Raw genomic sequence first — 16,674 nt, forward strand, 5'->3', positions numbered from 1 at the left:
TATAGATAGAATGATTTGTATCGTAAGCAGCACGAGTTTTCATTGAATCTTTGTTGCTCTATTGATATAATCAGTGCTAGTGTATATTGGCGAGACTATTAGGAGTTGAGAACATAGATGAATAAAGAAGAAAGAGCAAAAAGACAGTCCAAAATCCGTAATTTCTCTATTATTGCTCATATTGACCACGGAAAATCAACGTTAGCAGACCGTATTTTAGAGAAAACAAACGCGTTAACACAACGTGAAATGAAAGCTCAGTTGCTTGACTCTATGGATTTAGAGCGTGAGCGTGGTATTACAATCAAATTAAACGCAGTACAATTAAACTATAAAGCAAAAGATGGTGAAGAGTATATTCTTCATTTAATTGATACACCAGGACACGTCGACTTTACGTACGAAGTATCTCGTAGTTTAGCGGCTTGTGAAGGCGCGATTCTTGTAGTAGATGCAGCGCAAGGTATTGAAGCGCAAACGTTAGCAAACGTATACTTAGCGCTTGATAATAATTTAGAAATTTTACCAGTTATTAATAAAATCGACTTACCGAGTGCGGATCCAGAACGTGTACGTCAAGAGGTAGAAGATGTAATTGGTTTAGATGCATCAGAAGCGGTACTTGCTTCTGCGAAAGCTGGAATTGGTATTGAAGAAATTTTAGAACAAATTGTTGAAAAAGTACCAGCTCCGTCGGGTGATTCAGAAGAGCCATTACAATGTATGATTTTCGACTCTTTATATGATCCGTACCGCGGTGTAATTGCTTATATCCGTGTTGTAAATGGAACAGTAAAAGTTGGCGATAAAGTACGTATGATGGCAACGGGTAAAGAATTTGAAGTAACAGAAGTAGGTGTATTTACACCGAAAACTACGCAACGTGACGAGTTAACAGTAGGTGATGTAGGTTTCTTAGCAGCATCGATTAAAAATGTTGGTGACACACGCGTTGGTGATACGATTACACATGCGAAACGTCCAGCTGCAGAGCCGTTAGCAGGTTACCGTAAGTTAAACCCGATGGTATTCTGTGGTCTGTATCCAATTGACTCTGCTCGTTATAACGATTTACGTGATGCATTAGAAAAATTAGAGTTAAACGATTCTGCTCTTGAGTTTGAACCAGAAACATCTCAAGCGCTAGGATTTGGTTTCCGTTGTGGTTTCTTAGGGCTTCTTCACATGGAAATCATTCAAGAACGTATTGAACGTGAATTTAAGATTGACTTAATTACAACAGCGCCAAGCGTTATTTATAAAGTTTATTTAACTAACGGTGAAGATGTTATTGTTGATAACCCATCTAATATGCCAGATCCACAGTCTATCGATCGTGTAGAAGAGCCGTTTGTGAAGGCTTCAATTATGGTTCCGAATGACTATGTTGGAGCTGTAATGGAGATTTGCCAAGGTAAACGTGGAACGTTTATTGATATGCAATATTTAGATGAAACGCGTGTTACATTAACATATGAAATCCCGTTATCAGAAATCGTATATGACTTCTTCGATCAATTGAAATCAAATACGAAAGGGTATGCATCATTTGACTACGAGTTAATTGGCTATAAGCCATCTAAACTTGTGAAAATGGATATTCTTTTAAATAATGAACAAGTGGATGCTTTATCATTTATCGTACACCGTGATTCAGCGTATGACCGTGGTAAAGTAATCGTAGAGAAATTAAAAGAATTAATTCCGAGACAACAGTTCGAAGTGCCAATTCAGGCGACTATCGGAAATAAAGTTGTAGCACGTTCTACAATTAAAGCGATGCGTAAAAACGTACTTGCAAAATGTTACGGCGGTGACATTTCTCGTAAGCGTAAACTTCTTGATAAGCAAAAAGAAGGTAAAAAACGTATGAAGTCTGTTGGCTCTGTAGAAGTACCGCAAGAGGCATTCATGGCTGTACTGAAAATGGATGACAACTAATATTTGAAATAAAAAAGAAGTCGTTTGTGCGGCTTCTTTTTTCTGTATAATTACTTTTTAGACATCTGAGCAGCTCTCATTTACAATAATGAGAGAGCTTTTTAGTTCATATAGAGTTAGGAGATTGTTAATGTCCGAAAATATTCGAAAAGATATTCAAGATAAAATACAAAATGGTAATTTTAATTGTGAAAAGGAATTGACGCTTTCTATTATTAGTGGAAAGTGGAAAGTTGTGATACTGTGGCATCTTGGTGTGGAAGGGCCGCATCGTTTCAGTGAATTACAACGGTTATTCCCAAGCATTTCTCATAAAGTTTTGTCGAACCAATTAAAAGAGTTAATGGAAGATGGGATTGTTGATCGGACAGTATATCCCGAAATTCCTCCTCGCGTTGAGTATTATATGACGGAACTAGGCATGTCACTTTTACCGATCGTTGAAATGATGTATGATTGGGGAAAAATGCGAATGGAACAAATTCGTAATACGTTAGAGAAGTAGAGAACCCTCCGGAGTGCGGAGGTTTTCTTTTTAGAAAGGTAGGAGTTATATTTGGTACAAGCTGCATACATTCATATTCCGTTTTGTCAGCACATTTGTCACTATTGTGATTTTAATAAAGTGTTTATTGAACGCCAACCGGTTGATCAATATTTAGATTATTTAGAGAAGGAAATAATAAATACGGTTCAAAAAGTTCCATTTGATAGTATGAAAACGATTTTTGTGGGTGGGGGAACTCCGACAGCGTTAAATATGGAACAGACAAAAAAATTACTCGAGATTATTAATCGTCATTTGCGTCCGTTCGCCCCGAATTGTGAATTAACATTTGAAGCGAATCCAGGAGATCTACCGAAAGAGAAGCTAAATGTACTGCTAGAAGGTGGAGTAAATCGAATTAGTTTTGGTGTGCAAACGTTCCGTGATGAACTTCTTGAGAAGATCGGGCGCAAGCATACGAGGGAAGATGCATTCCTCGCGATTCGAGAGGCACAGGAAGTAGGCTTTAAAAATATTAATGTAGATATTATTTATGCTTTGCCAGGACAGACGATAGAAGATGTAAAAGAAACATTAGATATTGCTTTTACGCTTGGTGTACAACATTTCTCGGCATATTCATTAATTGTGGAGCCAAAAACAGTGTTTTATAACTTAATGAACAAAGGGAAATTACGTCTTCCGGGTGAAGACCATGAAGCGAAAATGTATGAAATAGTAATGGATGAAATGGAGAAACACGGTTATAACCAGTATGAAATTAGTAATTTCTCAAAAGGTGACAATAAAAGTAGACATAATCTCACATACTGGAATAATGAAGAGTATTATGGATTTGGAGCTGGAGCTCATAGTTATGTGAACGGAGAACGTATTCAAAATGTTGGTCCCCTGAAGCAATATTTTAATAAAATTGATGAAACAGGATTTCCGTATTTAGATGTTCACAAAGTGACGGAGAAAGAAAGAATGGAAGAAGAGCTGTTCTTAGGGCTTCGAAAAACAAAAGGTGTTTCTAAAACGGCGTTCCGCAATAAATTTAATGTAGAGATGGATCAAGTTTTCGCGAAGCAGTTACAAAGCAACCAAGAGCAGGGATTGCTTGAAGAGGAAGATGGACATGTGCGTTTAACGCGAAAAGGAAAATTATTAGGGAATGAAGTATTCCAATCATTTTTGATTGACTAATTAAATGTTCCATAGGCGTGAAAAAGTTTCATTATTTCGTGACGTTTCCGTTGACAATTGAATGTCAATTTTGGTAAGTTATTAATAGATTTAGCACTCAAAGACAAAGAGTGCTAACAGAGGTGATGATGAGATGCTTACGGAACGTCAGCTCTTAATTTTACAAACAATTATTGATGACTTTATTGGATCAGCGCAGCCCGTTGGGTCTAGAACGTTGGCTAAAAAAGATGAAATCACATTTAGTTCAGCTACTATTCGAAATGAAATGGCGGACTTAGAAGAATTAGGCTTTATTGAAAAAACGCACAGTTCTTCTGGACGTGTTCCTTCTGAGAAAGGCTACCGATTTTATGTAGACCATCTTTTAGCGCCGCAAAACTTACCGAACGCTGAAATTGTACAAATTAAAGATTTATTTGCTGAAAGAATTTTTGAAGCGGAAAAAATTGCACAGCAATCTGCTCAAATTTTATCAGAACTTACGAATTATACGGCAATTGTTCTTGGACCGAAGTTAAGTACAAATAAACTTAAAAATGTACAAATTGTGCCGCTTGATCGTCAAACTGCAGTCGCTATTATTGTAACCGATACAGGGCATGTACAAAGTAAAACGATTACCGTTCCGGAATCTGTTGATTTATCAGATTTAGAAAAAATGGTTAATATTTTAAATGAAAAGCTATCTGGCGTACCGATGGAAGAACTTCATAATAAAATCTTTAAGGAAATTGTTACAGTTTTACGTGGGTATGTTCATAATTACGATAGTGCAATAAAAATGTTGGATGGTACATTTCAAGTTCCGTTATCGGAAAAGATATACTTTGGAGGAAAAGCAAATATGCTTTCGCAGCCAGAGTTCCATGACATTCAAAAGGTTAGATCTTTACTTACCATGATTGATAATGAAGCCGAATTTTATGACATTTTGCGTCATAAACAAGTCGGGATTCAAGTGAAAATTGGTAGGGAAAACTCTTCGACGGCTATGGAGGATTGTAGTTTAATTTCTGCAACATATTCGATCGGCGAAGAGCAACTTGGAACAATTGCTATTTTAGGTCCTACGAGAATGCAATACTCTCGTGTAATTAGTTTGTTACAGTTATTTACGAGACAATTTACTGATGGGCTTAAAAAGTAAATGAGAGTAATACATTCGCTCAAGTGATGAAATTTTCATTGCTGTGTGTAATATATAATGCTTAGGTAATCATGCTATGCATGATACCTAATACCTTTTAAGGAGGTGAATATTGTGGAAGAGCGTAACGAACAAGTGGTAGAAGAAGTAAAAGAAGCGCAAGTTGAAGAAGCTGTCACGCCAGAAAACAGTGAAGAAACTGTAGAAGAAAAAAGTGAGGCTGCTCTTTTACAAGAAAAAGTAGATGAGTTACAAGCGAAACTAACGGAAACGGAAGGTCGCACATTACGTCTACAAGCTGATTTTGAAAATTATAAGCGCCGTGTCCAAATGGATAAACAGGCTGCTGAAAAATATAGAGCACAAAGTCTAGTTTCAGACATCTTGCCAGCTCTTGATAATTTTGAAAGAGCAATGCAAGTGGAAGCGACTGATGAGCAAACGAAATCCTTGTTACAAGGTATGGAAATGGTGCATCGTCAATTGTTAGAAGCGCTGACTAAAGAAGGTGTGGAAGTGATTGAAGCTGTTGGTAAACAGTTTGATCCTAATGAACACCAAGCTATTATGCAAGTGGAAGATAGTGAATTTGAATCAAACGCGGTTGTGGAAGAATTCCAAAAAGGTTATAAATTAAAAGACCGTGTGATTCGCCCATCAATGGTAAAAGTAAATCAATAATTTACATAAAACTAGGAGGATTCGCCATGAGTAAAATTATCGGTATTGACTTAGGTACAACAAACTCTTGTGTAGCTGTTATGGAAGGTGGAGAACCAAAGGTTATCCCAAATCCAGAAGGGAACCGTACAACACCTTCTGTTGTAGCTTTCAAAAATGAAGAACGTCAAGTTGGGGAAGTTGCAAAGCGCCAAGCAATTACAAACCCAAATACAATCATGTCTGTTAAACGTCATATGGGTACAGACTACAAAGTAGAAGTTGAAGGTAAAGATTATACACCTCAAGAAATTTCTGCAATCATTTTACAAAACTTAAAAGCTTCTGCTGAAGCATACTTAGGTGAAACAGTAACGAAAGCTGTTATTACAGTACCTGCATACTTCAACGATGCAGAGCGTCAAGCAACGAAAGATGCTGGTCGTATCGCTGGTTTAGAAGTTGAGCGTATCATTAACGAGCCAACAGCAGCAGCACTTGCTTACGGTTTAGAAAAACAAGACGAAGAACAAAAAATCTTAGTATATGACTTAGGTGGCGGTACATTTGACGTATCTATCCTTGAGTTAGCAGACGGCACATTCGAAGTTATTTCAACTGCTGGTGACAACCGTCTTGGTGGCGATGACTTTGACCAAGTTATCATCGATCACTTAGTAGCTGAGTTCAAAAAAGAAAATAACATTGATTTAAGCCAAGATAAAATGGCGCTTCAACGCTTGAAAGATGCAGCTGAAAAAGCGAAAAAAGATCTTTCTGGTGTAACACAAACTCAAATTTCATTACCATTCATTAGTGCTGGAGCTGCTGGTCCATTACACTTAGAATTAACGTTAACAAGAGCGAAATTCGAAGAGCTTTCAGCAGGTCTTGTTGAAAGAACATTAGAGCCAACTCGTCGTGCATTAAAAGACGCTGGTTTTGCTCCAAGCGAATTAGATAAAGTTATTCTTGTTGGTGGATCTACTCGTATCCCAGCTGTACAAGAAGCTATTAAACGTGAAACTGGTAAAGAGCCATATAAAGGTGTAAACCCTGATGAAGTTGTAGCATTAGGTGCTGCAGTTCAAGGTGGCGTACTTACTGGAGATGTAGAAGGCGTTCTATTATTAGACGTAACTCCACTTTCTTTAGGTATTGAAACTATGGGTGGCGTGTTCACGAAATTAATTGAGCGTAACACTACAATTCCAACAAGTAAGTCACAAGTATTCTCGACAGCTGCTGATAATCAACCAGCAGTAGACATTCATGTATTACAAGGTGAGCGTCCAATGTCAGCTGACAACAAAACGTTAGGTCGTTTCCAATTAACTGACCTTCCACCAGCACCACGTGGTATTCCACAAATCGAAGTAACATTCGATATTGATGCGAACGGTATCGTTAACGTACGTGCGAAAGACTTAGGAACAAGCAAAGAGCAAGCTATTACAATCCAATCTTCTTCAGGTCTTTCTGATGAAGAAGTAGAACGTATGGTACAAGAAGCGGAAGCAAATGCTGACGCTGACCAAAAACGTAAGGAAGAAGTTGAACTTCGTAATGAAGCTGACCAACTTGTATTCCAAACAGACAAAGTTGTAAAAGATTTAGAAGGTAAAGTAGATGCAGCTGAAGTTGCAAAAGCAACAGAAGCGAAAGAAGCATTACAAGCTGCAATTGAGAAAAACGAGCTTGAAGAAATTCGTGCGAAAAAAGATGCTTTACAAGAAATCGTACAACAATTAACTGTTAAATTATACGAGCAAGCTCAAGCAGCTGCTGGTCAAGCAGAAGGTGCGCAAGGTGCACAAGACGCTGGCGCGAAGAAAGACAATGTAGTTGACGCTGAGTTTGAAGAAGTAAAAGAAGACAAGTAATTCAACTGTAAACATAATAAGTAAGATGACAAAAAGTCAAAGTCAAGCGTGCCTTGACTTTGGCTTTTTTCACGAATGAGAAGCGATGTGTGAGGATCTTAAGTTTTTCGCTTTGCATACTGTAAGTGAGGAAACTTTGTTGCAAAGCACTTTCTTTCGGTGTTAAAATTACGTTTATGTGAAAGATTCGGGGGTTGTAAATTTATGAGTAAACGAGACTATTATGAGGTCCTTGGACTTAGCAAGGGCGCTTCAACAGATGAAATAAAAAAAGCGTATCGTCGTTTGGCTAAAAAATACCATCCAGACGTAAGCAAAGAAGAAAATGCAATTGAAAAGTTTAAAGAAGTACAAGAAGCATATGAAGTGTTAAGTGATGATCAAAAGCGTGCGCAGTACGATCAATTTGGTCATGCTGGTGCAAATCAAGGATTCGGTGGATTTGGCGGCGGAGGAGACTTCGGCGGTGGCTTCGGTTTTGAAGATATATTTAGTTCTTTCTTTGGCGGTGGCGGCGGCAGACGTCGTGATCCAAATGCTCCGCGCCAAGGTGCTGACTTACAATATCAAGTCACTTTAGATTTTGAAGAAGCTATTTTTGGTAAGGAATTAAATGTGGAAATTCCAGTAGAAGATCCATGTGATACTTGTAAAGGTAGTGGAGCAAAACCAGGAACTTCAAAAGAAACATGTAAACATTGTTCAGGTTCTGGTCAAGTGAGTGTTGAACAAAACACACCGTTTGGTCGTATCGTAAACCGTCAAGCTTGTGGTCATTGTTCAGGAACTGGACAAATTATTAAAGAAAAATGTACGACATGTCACGGTTCAGGTAAAGTTCGTAAACGTAAAAAAATCAATGTTAAAATTCCAGCGGGTATCGATAATGGTCAACAAATTCGAGTGTCTGGAAAAGGTGAAGCCGGCGTAAATGGCGGACCAGCAGGAGACTTATATGTTGTCGTTCATGTAAGAAATCATGAATTCTTCGAGCGTGAAGGAGATCACATTATTTGCGAAATGCCATTAACATTTGCGCAAATGGCGCTTGGTGATGAAGTGGAAGTTCCTACTGTTCATGGTAAAGTGAAGCTGAAAATTCCAGCAGGAACACAAACTGGAACAGAATTCCGCTTAAAAGGAAAAGGTGCTCCGAATGTACGTGGATACGGCCAAGGAGATCAATATGTAGTCGTTCGTGTTGTTGTACCGACGAAATTGACTTCACAGCAAAAAGATTTATTACGTGAATTTGCAGGACAAGAAGAGCAGGATGATAGTTTATTCGGAAAGCTTAAACGTGCTTTCAAAGGGGAATAATGGAAATAAAAAATGGAGTTGGTAAATTGTGAAATGGTCAGAAATTAGTATTCATACAACAGAAGAAGCAGTAGAAGCTGTCTCTCATATTTTACATGAAGCAGGTGCTAGTGGAGTTGCGATTGAGGATCCAGCGGAGTTAACGAAAGAGCGCGAGCAACAATATGGTGAAATTTATGCATTGAACCCAGATGAATATCCGGCGGAAGGTGTATTAATAAAAGCGTATTTCCCGCAAACGGATTCTTTACATGAAACGATTGCAGGTGTAAAATCATCTATTGATGTGCTTCCATCTTACGACATCGAAATTGGTACTGGAAATATTACCGTTAACGAAGTCAATGAAGAAGATTGGGCTACTGCTTGGAAAAAATATTACCATCCAGTACAAATTTCTGATACATTCACAATCGTACCGACTTGGGAAGAATATACACCATCTTCTCCTGATGAAAAAATCATTGAATTAGACCCGGGTATGGCGTTTGGTACAGGAACTCATCCAACAACAACGATGTGTATCCGTGCTTTAGAAAAAACAGTACAGCTAGGTGACAATATTATTGATGTAGGAACAGGTTCTGGTGTACTTAGTATTGCAGCAGCAAAATTAGGTGCGTCTTCTGTTCAAGCGTATGATTTAGATCCGGTTGCGGTTGAAAGTGCAGAAATGAATGTACGTTTAAATAAAACAGATGATATCGTGTCTGTTGGACAAAATAGTCTTTTAGAAGGTATTGAAGGTCCAGTTGATTTAATCGTAGCTAACTTATTAGCAGAAATTATTCTATTATTCCCTGAAGATGCAGCAAGAGTTGTGAAGTCAGGTGGATTATTTATTACATCGGGCATTATTGCTGCGAAGGAAAAAGTAATTTCTGAGGCGCTAGAAAAAGCTGGATTTACAATTGAAGAAGTGTTACGAATGGAAGATTGGGTAGCAATTATTGCACGAAATGCGTAATATAGATTTTAGTCTATAATGAAAAGGGGAGTCTCTCACTATAAGGTGAGGGACTTGCCGTTTGTTATATGAAAAATGATAACGTTTCGTTCTTTTCGTAAGTGTTGACTTACGAAAGGAACGAAACTCTACTAAGGTGATTATATGCAACGTTATTTTGTAGAAGAGAAATATGTAAATGAGACAAGTATTCGCATTGTAGGTGATGACGTACATCATATCGCAAGAGTGATGCGTATGTCAGCTGGTGATCATATTTATTGCTGTGTAAATGGAAAAACAGCAGTATGTTCAATTGATGAAATTACCAGTGAATTTATTAATACGGCTATTGTAGAATGGGTAGAGGCGTCAAGTGAACTTCCTGTTTTCGTGACGATTGCAAGTGGACTGCCAAAAGGAGACAAGCTAGAGTTAATTTTTCAAAAAGGAACTGAGCTTGGGGCAGCTGCATTCTTACCATTTCAAGCATCTCGCTCTATCGTAAAATGGGATGCGAAAAAAGCTGATAAAAAAGTTGAGCGTTTAAGAAAAATTGTGAAAGAAGCTGCGGAACAATCACATAGAAGTGAAATTCCAGAAGTACATGCTCCGGCATCATTTAAGCAATTGCTTTCAATGAGTGGTGAGTATGATGCTTGTCTTGTTGCTTACGAAGAGGAAGCAAAACAAGGCGAGAAATCTAATTTTGCGAAAGCTTTAACGACAATGAAACCAGGTCAAAAGCTATTGATTGTATTTGGCCCAGAAGGCGGTTTAGCTGAGGAAGAGATTACAGCGCTTCGTGAACATAAATTTGTACCATGTAGTTTAGGACCAAGAATTTTAAGAACAGAAACGGCGCCGTTATACGCGTTAAGTGCTGCTTCGTATCATTTTGAATTGATGGGGTGATGATCAATGTCAACTGTTGCGTTCCATACGTTAGGTTGTAAAGTAAACCACTATGAAACAGAAGCCATTTGGCAATTGTTTAAACAAGGTGGTTATGAAAGAACAGAATATGAAAAGAAAGCTGATGTATATGTTATTAACACATGTACAGTAACGAATACTGGGGACAAAAAAAGCCGTCAAGTAATCAGACGTGCTGTGCGTCAAAATCCAGATGCAGTTATTTGTGTAACGGGATGTTATGCACAAACATCTCCAGCTGAAATTATGGCGATCCCGGGTGTGGATATTGTAGTTGGTACACAGGATCGTGAAAAGATGTTAGGTTACATCGAAGAATTCCGTAAAGAGCGTCAACCAATTAATGCTGTCCGCAATATTATGAAAACACGTGTGTACGAAGAACTTGATGTACCTTATTTCACGGATCGTACACGTGCGTCTTTAAAAATACAAGAGGGTTGCAATAACTTCTGTACATTCTGTATCATTCCTTGGGCGCGCGGTTTAATGCGTTCTCGTGATGGAAAAGAAGTTATTAAACAAGCGCAACAATTAGTGGATGCAGGCTATAAAGAAATCGTATTAACGGGTATTCATACAGGTGGATACGGCGAAGACATAAAAGATTATAACTTAGCTGGATTACTTCGTGATATGGAAGCGGAAGTAGGCGGATTAAAACGTCTTCGTATTTCTTCTATTGAAGCGAGTCAAATTTCAGATGAAGTAATTGAAGTGTTAGATAAATCTGAAGTAGTTGTACGTCACTTGCATATTCCGTTGCAATCTGGTTCTAATACTGTATTAAAACGTATGCGTCGTAAATATACGATGGAATTCTTCCAAGAGCGTTTAGATCGTTTGAAAGAAGCGTTACCAGGCCTTGCGATTACATCTGACGTAATCGTTGGTTTCCCAGGTGAAACAGAAGAAGAATTCATGGAAACATACAATTTCATTAAAGAGAACCGCTTCTCTGAGTTACACGTGTTCCCTTATTCAAAACGTACAGGAACACCTGCAGCACGCATGGAAGATCAAGTTCCTGAAGATGTGAAGAACGATCGTGTTCATCGTTTAATTGAGCTATCTAATCAATTAGCGAAAGAATATGCATCAGCGTTTGAAGGTGAAGTGCTTGAAATCATTCCAGAAGAGCAATTTAAAGACGGCGACCGTGAAGGGTTATATGTAGGGTATACAGATAACTACTTGAAAATTGTATTTGAAGGATCAGAAGAATTAATTGGTAAGCTAGTGAAAGTGAAAATTACGAAAGCTGGCTATCCATATAACGAAGCGCAATTTGTTCGTGTTCTTGAAGATGATGTGAAAAAAGAATCAGCTAGCGCATAAAAAGAGCGTGCAACCGGAAACGGTTTGCATGCTTTCTTTATTTGAAGCGGTTAAGTAATAGAAGGTGGGGAGGCGTTTCATGCATCCCTGTATGAAAAAAGATGAAATGATAAAAATATAGTTGTCTTCATCAGTGAAGGATACTAGTTATTTGCATAACTTTTGAAAAGGAAATGCTTCTATTCTTCTTTTATTCTGCCAAATAGTTGACCTGAAGTGATAAAATGTATTATAATCGTAAAAGACATGCTGAAGAAGTGTTTCTTTTTGCATGCTGAAGTTAGTATGTAAGTGTGATGTTTCGGAGGGAGGGAAAGAGAATGTCAAAAACAGTCGTTCGTAAAAACGAGTCTTTGGAGGATGCACTTCGCCGTTTTAAAAGATCGGTTTCTAAAACTGGTACACTTGCTGAAGCAAGAAAGCGCGAGTTTTATGAAAAACCAAGTGTAAAACGTAAGAAGAAATCTGAAGCGGCAAGAAAGCGTAAATTCTAAGAGAGGGTGTAAGTTATGAGTCTTCTCGGTCGTTTAAACGATGATATGAAACAAGCGATGAAGAATAAACAAAAAGAAAAATTAACCGTTATTCGTATGGTTAAGGCTGCTTTACAAAATGAAGGTATTAAACTGCAACATACTCTTACTGAAGAAGAGGAAATAACAGTTTTAGCTCGTGAAGTAAAACAGTATAAGGACTCCCTCCTTGAATTTAAAAAAGCTGGTCGTGAAGACCTTGTTAATAAACTGCAAAGTGAAATTCAGATTTTAAGCGCATATTTGCCAGAGCAATTAACTGAAGAAGAACTAGTTGATGTAATCAAGCAAGTTATTTCTGAAGTTGGTGCGACTTCTAAAGCAGATATGGGTAAGGTGATGACTGCTGTTATGCCGAAAGTAAAAGGTAAAACAGACGGATCACTTGTGAATAAGCTGGTTATCCAGCTATTAGCATAAAAAAACGTCTCATTTCGTATGAGACGTTTTTTTATTGTTCTTATTAAGGAGAAACGCTATATTGCTTAAAAAGCGTTTCTGTAAGTGATAGAAACGCCTCTGGTATGTAAAAAAAGGTAACGGCCTTAGTTATGATTAATCCCACCATAAAAAAAGCTTTTCGTTTTCTTAATTTCTTCGACTAACTCCTCAATGCTTTCTGTTCCTTGTTCCACTATATCTGGACAAAATTCATACATTTCTTGCGCGAAAGATTGCATTTCTTCGTCTGTAGGTAATGCGCTAAAAATGGCATCAACCCAGTCATGATCTGCACCGATTATGATAAAAGGATAGCGATCATTCCATTTTCTTAGTTTAAAAATAATATCTATATTGCTAACTTCGTAATTAACGCCATTTGTTTGTTGGATTGTAAGGATATCAAATTGGTCATTTCCTTGTGTAATTGCAATTCTACACTCACTCTTACTTCCTTGACTAAAACTTCTTTCGCAAATAAAAGCTAAGTATCCAAGTTTCTGAACCTCAGATTGAAGTTTTATAACTTGCTGTTCAGCAGAATCCTCAAAGGTAACGAAAGAGACTCCGGCTATTTTAGATTTTGAATCAGTTGCATAAAAGGGCTGGATGCTGCTGTTAGTAACTTGTTTTATAACATTCAAAATTTCTTGACTAAATCCAATTTCCTTTCGTATTTCCTCGCTTATTAATTCATTTTTTTGTTTTTTAATGAATCCTAATATTTTTTTAAAATTCATATAACAACCACCTATAAAATATTCTTACTTACACCGCAAAATTCAGAGTGGAGCAATTTCCTTTTTCGGATTTTATCTCATTTGTCTAATGAATGACAACTACTTATTCTATGGTCAGTATGTCACATCCAGAACGAATTGTAACAGGTTTTTTCAAGTTTCCCACTTCTCGCTAGGCTCAATTTCTTAATGTAACTTGTACTGATATCCTGTAGGGGCGCATATTCTTGTATTAATACTTCTATTATTAAAGGTAACATCCTCTGATCCATCATTGTCCTGACAAATATGATTTCATATAGCGACTGTTTTAATTAACATGATATGAACTCTTGCAGAATATAGTTATGTTAGTGAAGTCGTTATAACACGATAGGCACTTGTGGAGAAATACATATATATGGGATGAGAGGGGGTCTTTCGAGATGAAGAAATTAGAACAAATGAAAAATTGGTTAACAAAACAAGTAGACCTACCAGTGGATGTATTAATGGATCTGCCTCGGATTACTCTTGTTGGGCAAATACATATTTATATAGAAAATCATCGGGGGTTATTAGTGTTTTCAGATAAAGAAGTGCGATTGCTTTTAAAACACGGTCAATTATTAATTAAAGGACAATCCTTTGTTATTAAAACGATTCTTCCAGAAGAGCTTTTACTCGAGGGGATAATTGAGCAAGTAACATTTTTAGAAAATGAAAAAAAAGGTGATTGAAGTGAAACTTCCATTTGTGAAGTTTTTCTTCTTTATCCTGTAAAAGTTCCGTTGATAGAGACTGATTACAGTTTTACTCTGTTTTATTTTAGTACGAGCTATTTTAATGCTTCAAATAAAAAGTAGTATATCTACTTTTAGAAAGGTAGTGAAGGTGGTAAATGAAAAATAAATGGTTTATAAAGTGGCTAGGATATGTAAAAGTGCGAATTGAAGGTAGAGGAGCGGAACGGTTTGTTAATGAATGTGTACGGAGGAATTTATTAGTTTGGGATGTTAAAAAGATAGCTGATGAAACGTTAGTTTTTTGTATGTTGTTACGCGATGTGAAAAAAATAAAACCAATTTATAGAAAAAATGAATGTAAATTATATTTTATTGGACGTTATGGTTTTCCTTTTTGGAATAAACGTTTAATTAAAAACAGTGGATTTTTAATTGGTTTTTTAATTTTCTTTTTTGGTGTGATTGCAATGTCAAATATGGTTTGGAAAATTGAAATTACAGGAGCTAAACCTGAAACAGAATATATATTGATGAAAGAATTGGATAAAATGGGTATTAAAAAAGGGAAACTACAATTTCAAATGCCGAATGTAGAAGATGTACAACGCCATTTGACAGATAATATTAATGCCATTACTTGGGCGGGACTAGAAGTAAGGGGAACGACTTATCATTTTAAAATTGTTGAAAAAAACGAACCGAAGAAAGAAAAGGAACAAAGGCCACAAAATTTAGTAGCAAAAAAAGAAGCGATTATTACAAAAACGTTTGTAGAAGTTGGAAAGCCGGTTGTACTGAAAAATGATCATGTAGAAAAAGGACAGATTCTCGTATCGGGAATATATGGTAATGAGGAAAGTCCGACGATTGTTTCAGCGAAAGGTATTGTATATGGCGAAACGTGGTATACATCTAAGGTGGATGTCCCGTTAAAGACGCAATTCCAAGTGTATACTGGTAATGTATACAATGAACATTTTCTTAAATTCGGGGATACGAAAATAAAAATATGGGGATTTCAGCATGATAAGTATAAACGCTCTCGTACTGAAAGTGTAAAGCATGATGTGAAATTATTTGGTTTTACACTGCCGATTGCATATGAAAAAGATGTTGTGAGAGAAGAGGAAGAAGCGAATCGAGAATATACAGAAAAGCAAGCGCTGAAAGTAGCGAAGGAGATGGCCGAAAAAGAACTAAAGAAAAAATTGGATGAACATGCTATGATTGTAAGTGATAAGATTTTGAGTAAAGAGGTTGAGGTGGATCAACTAAAAGTCACATTGCATTATACTGTGGTTGAAAATATTGCAGAGCCACAACCAATATCCGAATCCGATATTCAAGGAGACTGAGTAATGGCAGAACAATTAGTAGAAATGAACCAACAATTGGAAAATGCTAACGAAGCAATCGCTCTTTTTGGAGTTAATGATGCGCATTTAAAAGTAATTGAACGAGAACTGAATGTATCGATCGTAACTAGAGGAGAAACTGTTCATGTATCTGGGGCAGTTGAAACGGTGGCACTCGTAGAAAAAATCTTACAGCAATTACTTGTTGTAATTCGTAAAAGTATATCAATTTCAGAGAGAGATGTTGCGTATGCGATTCAGCTTGCACAACAAGGGAAAATTGCTCAATTTGAAGAGTTATATGAGGAAGAAATTTTCAAGACTGCAAAAGGTAAATCCATTCGTGTAAAAACAATGGGGCAAAGAAGATATATTCATGCGATGAAGAAGAATGATATTGTCTTTGGGATAGGGCCTGCAGGAACTGGAAAAACATATTTAGCTGTAGTAATGGCTGTGAGGGCTTTAAAACAAGGATATGTAAAGAAAATTATTTTAACAAGACCTGCTGTAGAAGCTGGAGAAAATTTAGGTTTTTTACCAGGGGATTTGAAAGAGAAGGTAGATCCATACTTACGCCCGTTATATGATGCTTTACATGATATTCTTGGACAAGAATATACGCAGCGTATGATGGAGCGAGGAGTAATTGAAATAGCTCCGCTTGCTTATATGAGGGGGCGTACGCTTGATGATTCATTTGTTATTTTAGATGAGGCTCAAAATACAACGGGTGCTCAAATAAAAATGTTTTTAACAAGATTAGGTTTTAGTTCTAAAATGGTTATTACAGGGGACCCTTCACAAGTAGACTTGCCAAAAGGGGTAAAATCAGGGCTATCTATAGCTGCTAATATTTTATCTGGTGTATCAGGTCTGTCATTTATTACATTAGAACAAACGGACGTTGTGAGACATCCATTGGTGCAACGTATTATTGAGGCATATGATAAAATGGAATGATCCTATTTGTCAGGATCATTTCTTTTTGTATGATAAGGTTGGCGAAC

15 protein-coding genes and 1 pseudogene are annotated in these 16,674 nt (G+C 37.1%); 15 read left to right on the forward strand and 1 reads right to left on the reverse strand.

Annotation, left to right across the window (positions count from 1 at the left end):
• Window positions 1-117: 117 nt before the first annotated feature.
• The 12 genes from lepA to DN404_RS12875 all read left to right on the forward strand — a co-directional run bounded on the left by lepA (window position 118) and on the right by DN404_RS12875 (window position 12,823).
• The gene (gene lepA / locus DN404_RS12820; protein ID WP_001030951.1) at window positions 118-1,941 is read left to right on the forward strand and encodes an elongation factor 4; all 1,824 of its coding nucleotides are present in this window, start codon (window positions 118-120) and stop codon (window positions 1,939-1,941) included.
• Window positions 1,942-2,071: 130 nt separating this feature from the next.
• Window positions 2,072-2,446 carry a winged helix-turn-helix transcriptional regulator gene (locus DN404_RS12825; protein WP_001293539.1) on the forward strand — a complete coding sequence of 125 codons (375 nt, stop codon included), beginning with the start codon at window positions 2,072-2,074 and terminating at the stop codon, window positions 2,444-2,446.
• A 51-nt stretch (window positions 2,447-2,497) separates the two neighbouring features.
• Window positions 2,498-3,637 (forward strand): radical SAM family heme chaperone HemW, encoded by a 1,140-nt coding sequence (gene hemW / locus DN404_RS12830; RefSeq protein ID WP_000249433.1) that lies wholly within the window; start codon window positions 2,498-2,500, stop codon window positions 3,635-3,637.
• A 133-nt stretch (window positions 3,638-3,770) separates the two neighbouring features.
• Window positions 3,771-4,787 (forward strand): heat-inducible transcriptional repressor HrcA, encoded by a 1,017-nt coding sequence (gene hrcA, locus DN404_RS12835; RefSeq protein ID WP_000954941.1) that lies wholly within the window; start codon window positions 3,771-3,773, stop codon window positions 4,785-4,787.
• A 114-nt stretch (window positions 4,788-4,901) separates the two neighbouring features.
• Entirely contained in the window at window positions 4,902-5,468 is a 567-nt protein-coding gene (gene grpE, locus DN404_RS12840; protein ID WP_000392711.1) for a nucleotide exchange factor GrpE, read from the forward strand.
• A gap of 26 nt (window positions 5,469-5,494) precedes the next feature.
• Entirely contained in the window at window positions 5,495-7,330 is a 1,836-nt protein-coding gene (gene dnaK, locus DN404_RS12845; RefSeq protein WP_000034700.1) for a chaperone protein DnaK, read from the forward strand.
• A 204-nt stretch (window positions 7,331-7,534) separates the two neighbouring features.
• Window positions 7,535-8,650 carry a chaperone protein DnaJ gene (gene dnaJ / locus DN404_RS12850; RefSeq protein ID WP_000043947.1) on the forward strand — a complete coding sequence of 372 codons (1,116 nt, stop codon included), beginning with the start codon at window positions 7,535-7,537 and terminating at the stop codon, window positions 8,648-8,650.
• Between the two features lie 28 nt (window positions 8,651-8,678).
• Complete coding sequence (gene prmA / locus DN404_RS12855) at window positions 8,679-9,617, forward strand: 50S ribosomal protein L11 methyltransferase (protein ID WP_149215119.1); 939 nt, start codon at window positions 8,679-8,681, stop codon at window positions 9,615-9,617.
• Between the two features lie 144 nt (window positions 9,618-9,761).
• Window positions 9,762-10,511, forward strand: coding sequence for a 16S rRNA (uracil(1498)-N(3))-methyltransferase (locus DN404_RS12860; protein ID WP_001190154.1), 750 nt, complete (start codon window positions 9,762-9,764; stop codon window positions 10,509-10,511).
• Between the two features lie 6 nt (window positions 10,512-10,517).
• Window positions 10,518-11,870, forward strand: coding sequence for a tRNA (N(6)-L-threonylcarbamoyladenosine(37)-C(2))-methylthiotransferase MtaB (gene mtaB / locus DN404_RS12865; RefSeq protein ID WP_000108679.1), 1,353 nt, complete (start codon window positions 10,518-10,520; stop codon window positions 11,868-11,870).
• 320 nt (window positions 11,871-12,190) lie between these two features.
• Entirely contained in the window at window positions 12,191-12,364 is a 174-nt protein-coding gene (gene rpsU, locus DN404_RS12870; RefSeq protein ID WP_000048061.1) for a 30S ribosomal protein S21, read from the forward strand.
• Between the two features lie 15 nt (window positions 12,365-12,379).
• Window positions 12,380-12,823 carry a GatB/YqeY domain-containing protein gene (locus DN404_RS12875; protein WP_000054562.1) on the forward strand — a complete coding sequence of 148 codons (444 nt, stop codon included), beginning with the start codon at window positions 12,380-12,382 and terminating at the stop codon, window positions 12,821-12,823.
• Between the two features lie 135 nt (window positions 12,824-12,958).
• Here the strand turns inward: DN404_RS12875 and DN404_RS12880 are convergent.
• A pseudogene (locus tag DN404_RS12880) lies at window positions 12,959-13,584 on the reverse strand (DUF4253 domain-containing protein).
• Between the two features lie 425 nt (window positions 13,585-14,009).
• Here DN404_RS12880 and yqfC point away from each other — a divergent pair.
• From yqfC to DN404_RS12895, 3 genes are all read left to right on the forward strand, one after another.
• Complete coding sequence (gene yqfC, locus DN404_RS12885) at window positions 14,010-14,303, forward strand: sporulation protein YqfC (protein WP_000732269.1); 294 nt, start codon at window positions 14,010-14,012, stop codon at window positions 14,301-14,303.
• 161 nt (window positions 14,304-14,464) lie between these two features.
• A complete protein-coding gene (gene yqfD, locus DN404_RS12890; RefSeq protein WP_149215121.1) occupies window positions 14,465-15,664 on the forward strand; it encodes a sporulation protein YqfD in 1,200 nt (399 codons plus the stop codon).
• A 3-nt stretch (window positions 15,665-15,667) separates the two neighbouring features.
• Complete coding sequence (locus DN404_RS12895; RefSeq protein ID WP_000840501.1) at window positions 15,668-16,627, forward strand: PhoH family protein; 960 nt, start codon at window positions 15,668-15,670, stop codon at window positions 16,625-16,627.
• The last annotated feature ends 47 nt before the right edge of the window (window positions 16,628-16,674 follow it).

It is taken from the genome of Bacillus sp. TE8-1 (genome assembly GCF_008368855.1).
GTDB lineage: Bacteria > Bacillota > Bacilli > Bacillales > Bacillaceae_G > Bacillus_A > Bacillus_A cereus.